This is a genomic window from Glutamicibacter sp. AGC84, assembly GCF_053543575.1.
Map to the genome: position 1 here is coordinate 336599 of NZ_JBLVOC010000015.1, position 7459 is coordinate 344057.

General features: G+C 58.6%; 6 protein-coding genes. 4 read left to right on the forward strand and 2 right to left on the reverse strand.

Annotated features, from left to right (window positions below):
- Window positions 1–449: 449 nt before the first annotated feature.
- From ACNPN0_RS10345 to ACNPN0_RS10355, 3 genes are all read left to right on the forward strand, one after another.
- Window positions 450–1625: an NAD(P)-dependent malic enzyme gene (locus tag ACNPN0_RS10345; RefSeq protein WP_332489147.1), complete on the forward strand. Its 1176-nt coding sequence runs from the start codon at window positions 450–452 to the stop codon at window positions 1623–1625.
- Between the two features lie 175 nt (window positions 1626–1800).
- Entirely contained in the window at window positions 1801–2244 is a 444-nt protein-coding gene (locus tag ACNPN0_RS10350; protein ID WP_448937743.1) for a DUF4262 domain-containing protein, read from the forward strand.
- 73 nt (window positions 2245–2317) lie between these two features.
- Entirely contained in the window at window positions 2318–2725 is a 408-nt protein-coding gene (locus ACNPN0_RS10355) for a DUF4262 domain-containing protein (RefSeq protein ID WP_181148764.1), read from the forward strand.
- Window positions 2726–2750: 25 nt separating this feature from the next.
- Here the strand turns inward: ACNPN0_RS10355 and cycA are convergent, their stop codons facing one another.
- The gene (gene cycA, locus ACNPN0_RS10360) at window positions 2751–4232 is read right to left on the reverse strand and encodes a D-serine/D-alanine/glycine transporter (protein ID WP_448937742.1); all 1482 of its coding nucleotides are present in this window, start codon (window positions 4230–4232) and stop codon (window positions 2751–2753) included.
- Between the two features lie 608 nt (window positions 4233–4840).
- Between cycA and ACNPN0_RS10365 the strand changes: the two genes are divergently transcribed.
- Window positions 4841–5686 carry an HpcH/HpaI aldolase/citrate lyase family protein gene (locus ACNPN0_RS10365; protein WP_105656257.1) on the forward strand — a complete coding sequence of 282 codons (846 nt, stop codon included), beginning with the start codon at window positions 4841–4843 and terminating at the stop codon, window positions 5684–5686.
- 87 nt (window positions 5687–5773) lie between these two features.
- Here the strand turns inward: ACNPN0_RS10365 and ACNPN0_RS10370 are convergent, their stop codons facing one another.
- Window positions 5774–7264: an alanine/glycine:cation symporter family protein gene (locus ACNPN0_RS10370; RefSeq protein WP_400341260.1), complete on the reverse strand. Its 1491-nt coding sequence runs from the start codon at window positions 7262–7264 to the stop codon at window positions 5774–5776.
- Window positions 7265–7459 lie beyond the last annotated feature (195 nt).

Genomic DNA, 7459 nt, shown 5'->3' on the forward strand with positions numbered 1-7459 from the left:
CGCGGTGGTCTTCTCATCTAACGCCTCGAAGGTGCGGACCCTGCCCAGTGCTGAAGTCGGTGATGCCATGGCCCTTATTTTGCCTGAGATGTCCTTCGGGCGCACCTCATGACGCTGCAAATGGACTGCCTGTCGCAACTCCTTTATGACACAGATGCGACGAATGGGGGTTGTACAGCGCCAAGCGGTTCCCGTATGGTGGAAAACGTAGGTCTAAAGAAAGTACTGACCAGCCATCTTCCGGCACACCATGACGGATCCTTCAGCCTCACCCGGCGGAGCCCCTCTGGGAATTGTGTACATGGAAGCCTGACGCCCTCCTTAATTGCCTGTGGGTCACGCTCCATTGCGGTCGGATGAATGGTCATGCGCGTTCCTACGCTCTGCCACCAATTTCGTGGGTACTGCGTTTTCGTCAATCAGAACTTTCTTGAAAGAAGAGCTATTCAATGTCTGTTGAATCCACTAAAGACCTGTCCACCATCACCGACGAAGAGATTTTCGACGCCCATCTTGGCGGCAAGCTTTCCGTCTCATCGCAAATGCCGCTGAACACCAAGCGCGACCTGTCCATCGCCTACACTCCGGGTGTAGCCAAGGTATCCCAGGCCATCGCAGATGATCCAGCCAAGCACGCCACCCACACCTGGGCCTCCCGCCTGGTTGCTGTGGTTTCGGACGGCACCGCTGTGCTGGGCCTGGGCAACATCGGCGCCGCTGCCTCGCTTCCGGTCATGGAAGGCAAAAGCGCCCTGTTCAAGGAATTCGGCGGTCTGGATTCGATCCCGCTGGTATTGGACACCACCGACGTCGATGAAATCGTCGAAACCGTCATTCGCCTGCGCCCGAGCTTCGGCGCCGTGAACCTGGAAGACATCTCCGCCCCGCGCTGCTTCGAAATCGAAAAGCGCCTGATCGAGGCGCTGGATATCCCGGTTATGCACGATGACCAGCACGGCACTGCGGTGGTAGTGCTGGCAGCTCTGATCGGCGCTGCCCGCCAGACCAAGCGCGACATCAGCTCGTTGAAGGTCGTCATCTCCGGTGCCGGTTCGGCTGGCGTCGCCGTCACCAACCTGCTGCTTTCGGCCGGCGTGGATGACGTCATCGTGCTCGACTCGCGTGGCACCATCCACCGCGAACGAGACGACCTTAACCCGGTCAAGGCCGACCTGGCCAGCCGCACCAACCGCGAAGATGTCATGGGTGGCCTGGCTGAGGCACTGGACGGCGCGGATGTCGTAGTGGGACTTTCCTCATCGACCTTCGAAGAAGCTGCCGTGGCGAAGATGAACAAGGACGCCATCATCTTCGCGCTGTCCAACCCGACCCCGGAAATCATGCCGGATGCTGCCGCGAAGTATGCAGCCGTGGTGGCCACTGGCCGCAGCGACTTCCCGAACCAGATCAATAACGTGCTGGCCTTCCCGGGCATCTTCCGCGGCGCCCTGGACTCGGGTGCCAAGAAGATCACCGAGGGCATGAAAGTCGCCGCGGCCCATGCCATTGCCAACCTGGTTGGTGATGATCTGGCAGCGGATTACATCATTCCTTCGGCAACCGATGACCGCGTGATGCCTGCTGTAGCCGCGGCTGTGGCTGCGGAAGCAGAAAAGGCCAAGTAGAAAAAGCTGGCGAAAAAGCACTGCCTGCAACGACTCGTTGCGGGCAGTGCTTTTTTCATGCGCCGGGCTGTTCTGAGGCCGTTGTCTTGGGATATCCACAATCGTAGAAAGTTCCTGCCGGGGCGATGAATTCGCGCCACACTTGCTGGCATCAGACCAACCAAGGAGGAATGCGATGAGTAATCCTGAAGGCGTCCATCTCAGTGTCCGCAGCTCGTTGCCCGAAATGCAGCTACTTGGCTTTGTTGCGCTGCGCGAAATATCAGAGAAGGGGTATGCCGTAGTGCTCAGCACTATGGCAAAGCAGCAACAGGTCCTGGGGTACACACTGGGATTGGCCAAACGAGGGCATCCTGAAATCGTCAGTATCGGTGGAGACGAAGATGATGTTTTCGGGCTTCTCGCGCATCTGGCGTCACAAGTCGTCGAGCACGGACAAGTCTTTTCCGAGGGTACCCACAACACATCGCTATTTAGCGAGCTCATTTTCTCGGAGCCAGAGGCGGAACTGCACACTCTTCCACTCACCAGTCTGATCCTTGGCGACACCCCGATAAGAACCTTGCATTGCAGGGAACCCAGGGACTTCGCCGTGATCCAGAAACAGTCTGCTCACTAGGAACCGCGCCGCATCGTCAAAAGATGAGCAGGCCGAGGAGAGGAACCTGACCATGTGCGATATGTGCAATGGCATGACACGCAAGCAACTGGAAGCCCTGATCGACCAGCGGATCCGCGACTACGGACATGAAGTGATTTTTGTTGAGTCGGACCGGATCAGCCCATCGCTTGCCTACACCGTTGGCCTGAGTCGCATCGGGCACCCAGAATTCCTTGTTCGAGGGCTGGACATGGATGACAGCATCCAGATGCTCAACGGATTTTCTGCGTCCGTGCTGGAATGGAATGAGGTTTTCGCCCACGGGCACACCGGCCGCTGGAAGGACGGAACACTGTTGTACTTCTCCAAGATCAGTACCGGGATCCGCAAGCAGGTGCCCTTGGCTTATCAGAGATACGGAGAAAGCCTGGGGCTGCTAGAAGTCCTACTCGTCGGCAGGGATATCCCTTACGAATATGTAGTTGCCCGGCACAATTAGGCCCTTGGCATCCTTTGCCAAGGGCCTAGCTTCGCCGATGGATTGCAGCGGCCTCGTTCTCCGCGCGGACTTTTGCCCGATGTGCTGCGCGCAGAGCCTGATGGCCATCGGATTTGCGCACCTTCAGGTAGAACATTCCAACTACCAGGAACCACAGGGGCGTAGCCAGCAACGCAGCACGCGTATCGGCCTGCGTGGTCAATGCCCACAGGACGAATACGAAGAAAGCTAGGACCATGTACGGGGCTCCCATGCCGCCGGGGACCTTGAACTTGGAGGCATCATGCAGCTGCGGGCGGCGCTTGCGGAAGGCCAAATAGCTGATAAGGATCATTGACCAGACGAACATGAAGCACAGGGCAGACACCGTGGTCACCAACGTGAAGGCCTGGGCTACGGAGTCACCCGCGTACAACAGCACGACGGCAGCAAGAAGGAAAATGCAGGAGAACAGCAACGCATTGCGTGGCACCTGCGTGGCAGAAAGCTTGCTGAACTTCCGCGGAGCGTCTCCGTCTTGCGACAGGGCGTACAGCATGCGCGATGTTGAATAGATCCCGGAATTTGCACTTGAAGCGGCGGCCGTCAGCACGACAAAGTTGACCAGACCCGCAGCTGCGGCCAAACCAGCCATCGAGAACATGCTAACGAATGGCGATGCATCCGCGGAGAACTTGTACCAGGGGGTGACGGCCATCAGGACGGTCAAGGCACCGACGTAGAACAGGATCACGCGCAGCGGAATGGAATTGATGGCCTTCGGGAGATTCTTTTCAGGATCCTTGGTTTCAGCCGCGGCCGTACCTACCAATTCAATGCCGACGAAGGCGAAAACGGCGATCTGGAAGCCTGCGACGAAGCCCATGAAACCAGTGGGGAACATGCCACCGTGCGCCCACAAGTGGGCGAAAGAAGCGGTGTCTCCCTCGGGAGAACTGAATCCGGTGGCAATCATTGCCAAGCCGCAAACGATCAATGCCAGGATTGCAACGATTTTCACCAATGAGAACCAGAACTCGGTTTCACCAAAAGCCTTGACGGTGGGCAGGTTCAGCCCGACCAATAGCAGGATGCAGCATAGCGCCGGGAGCCATAGCGGGATCTCGGACCACCAGTAGGCGACATACTGGGCGATCGCGACTACGTCCGCAATGCCGGTGACGACCCAGCAGAACCAGTAGGTCCAGCCGGTGAAGAAGGCAGCCCAAGGTCCCAAGAGATCGCCGGCAAAATCTGCGAAGGTCTTGTAGTTCAAGTTGCTGAGCAGGATCTCGCCCATGGCACGCATGACGAAAAAGAGCATGAAGCCGATGATCATGTATACGAAGATGACCGACGGACCAGCAACGGAAATGGTCTTGCCGGAGCCCATGAACAATCCGGTGCCGACCGCTCCGGAGATCGCCATGAGCTGGATGTGCCTGCTGGACAGTCCGCGCTCAAGATTCGTTCCATCGGAAACGGTTTTCAGTTGCGTGGAATCGATCGCCACGGCTGCACCTTTCATGAGCAGATCCCTTCGGTTTTTCGAAGGAGACGGCCTGCTTCGAAGGAGAACGAGACCGCTGAAAGAGGTTATCGCAGATATATTGACCAGCTATATTTGTTCGTCACCTTGGACTGCGAGCAAGCTTAACAGTTGTGAAGTTGGTTATACGCCACTGGATTCGGGTAGGTAGTCCGCTGCTTCGCGCAGTGGCCAGATGGGCTGAACCTGCACTTGAATGGGGCATTTGGTTGCTGCTGGACCTCCGGGTGGCAGCCTGTGTCCGAGAATGAAGCCGCGGGAAACTATGCGAAGGAAATCCTCCGGTTCCGGCGAATGGAGTTAGCGGGAGGCAGTTGATCTGCAGAATCAGAACCACCGATGATCAATTCCCGCGTTTCCAGCCTGCGGTAGGATTTCGGAAATGGCAGAACGCGGGAGCCCGTGGAGCGCCGCAGGCAACACTGCATCCATGCTCAGCTCCACTGCGCAGAAGGCTACCCGGTTCAGGTTGGTGCCGTGCATCCGGACTGCTCCAGTGCTGCATTCCGCGCCTTTCGGTTCACTTGAAGCAAATACTGTACATGGCCAGTGGAAGCTTGGAGGGCCGAGTGAGTAGTGTAGGACGTATGGCATTCCGAAATCGTCGAGCTGCGGCTCTTCCTGCAAAATTGTCCCGTTCCTGGCTCTTGGTCAATGCGGCCAAGGAGGAAACTTTCGCTCCTTCACTGGCTTGTGAAGCGGACTCGGTGATTTTTGACATGGAAGCTGCCGTTCCTGACGACCAGAAGATCCAGGCTCGCGACAACGTAGTGCGAGCACTGTCCAATGGCATGACTGCGTGGGTACGCGTCAACGGCATTGACACTGATTTCTGGGCCGATGATCTTGCCGCGCTGTCGGGAACTCCCGGCCTGCGTGGAATCATGCTGGCCATGACCGAGCAGCCTGAACAGGTTACCTACAGCGCAATGCGGCTTCGCGCGGGTACTCCCGTCCTGGCCTTGATCGAAACCGCTTTGGGTATCGAGAATGCTACGCAGATCGCTTCGGCCCCGGGTACCTTCCGCCTAGCGTTCGGCATCAACGACTTCCGCAAGGACACCGGTGTCTCCGACGACCCGATGGCACTGGCCTACGCACGCGGACGGCTCGTGATCGCTTCGCGTGTAGGCAAGCTGCCTGGCGCTATCGACGGACCTCCACCGGCAGGTGCCGACGCCGCCAAGGTGACGGAGGAAACTCGCATCACCGCCTCCATGGGCATGACCGGCAAGCTGTCGTTGTCCACCGATCACGTTGATGGCATCAACGCCGCATTGGCACCCAGTGAAGACGAGCTGTCTTGGGCCATGGAACTGCTCGAAGCGCACGCTGCCGGCGCTTCGGTGGGCGATGGCTCATACCTGCCGCGTCTGGCCCGTGCCCAGAAGATTGCCGACCTGGCCGACTCCTACGGCCTGTGGAACGCCTAAGCTTTTAGCTGTCTTCCAATAGAAAAGAACCCGTCCAGCATCTGGAATCAATCAGATGCTGGACGGGTTCTTTGCTGTTTGCGGAGTCTATGCCTCGTGGGCACCGCGGTTGCGCGAGGAACCGACGACGTCGCCAGCCTTCCATTCAGCCCAACCCGGACGCTCATTCATGAAGTCCTCGATCTGCGCCTTGTTGGCTTCCAGCTTCGGGTCATGCTTGAGGTACCAGCGGGTTTCGCGGGCCACCATGCCCGAGAGGATTAGCAGGCCGATCAGGTTCGGCAGCGCCATCAGGCCGTTCATCATGTCCGAGAAGTTCCAAACGGCGGTCAGCTCGGTGGTGCAGCCTACGTAGACGACCAGCGAGAACACGATGCGGAACGGCATCACGAGCTTGCGGCCGAAGAGGCGCTCGATGTTCCGCTCGCCGTAGTAGCACCAGCCCAGGATGGTGGAGAAGGCGAACATGACCAGACCGACGGTCACAATCCAGTGGCCCCACTGTCCGGGCAGGCCATTGGTGAATGCCTGGCCGGTCATCAGTGCAGCGGAGATCTGCTCGCCGGTTTCCCCATCGAGCATCTTCCAGGTACCTGTCGTGATGATGACCAGGCCGGTGCAGGTAACAACGATGATGGTGTCGATGAAGGTCTGGGTCATGGAGACCAGGCCCTGGCGAACCGGGTGGGTGGTCTGTGCCGAAGCGGCGGCGATCGCTGCTGAACCCATGCCGGACTCGTTGGAGAAGATGCCGCGGGCCACACCATACTGGATAGCAATGATGATGGCCGAGCCGACGAAGCCGCCCACTGCCGAGGTGCCGGTGAAGGCATCGGTGAAGATCTCGCCGAAGGCGGCAGGAATGCCGCCCACATTGGCGATCAGGATGTAGATCGATGCTGCTACGTAGAAGACGATCATCACTGGAACGAAACCAGCGGTAACGCGGCCGATGGACTTGATGCCGCCAACCAATACGGCGATGGACAGCACGGTCAAGATCACGCCGGTAACCCAAGGGGTCACATGGAAGGAATTATCCAAGTTGGCGGCAATCGAGTTGCCCTGGGTCATGTTGCCGATGCCGAAGCTGGCCAGGGTGGCAGCGATAGCGAAGAACAGGGCCAAGAACTTGCCCAACGGTCCCTTGACGCCGCGTTCCAGATAGTACTGCGGGCCGCCGGACTTTTCGCCTGCGGCGTCGGTGCCGCGGTAACGCACGCCCAGATACGCCTCGGTGTACTTCGATGCCATGCCCAGCAGGCCGGTGACCCACATCCAGAACAGGGCACCTGGGCCGCCGATGCCGATGGCGGTTGCGACACCGACGATGTTACCGGTTCCGACAGTGGCGGCCAGCGCTGTGGTCAGTGCCTGGAATTGCGAGATGTCGCCTTCTGCCTCGGCATCCTTTCGCTTGAGCAGGCCCAGGCGCAATGCGGCAGCGAGCTTGAAGAATTGCAGGCCGCCCAAGCGGATGGTCAGGTACAGGCCAGTACCCAAAAGTAGCGGGATGAGGACAAACGGTCCCCAAATGACGGAGGAGATGTCCCCGAAGAGATCGCCCAAAGCGTCCATGGACTCAATATCCTTATGTGCGAGTGACTGATGATGAAGAGTTTCAGGCGAGAAGCCGATCCCCTTATGTGAGTGCCATCATATGGCAAGGGGAGAACTGTGTCACAAAGCGCGCTGGCGGATGCCATGTCCGGTTTGTTAACTTTATTTCACGATCAGGCCCGGGGCTCGGGCTGGCTGCTGCATTGCCGGGGG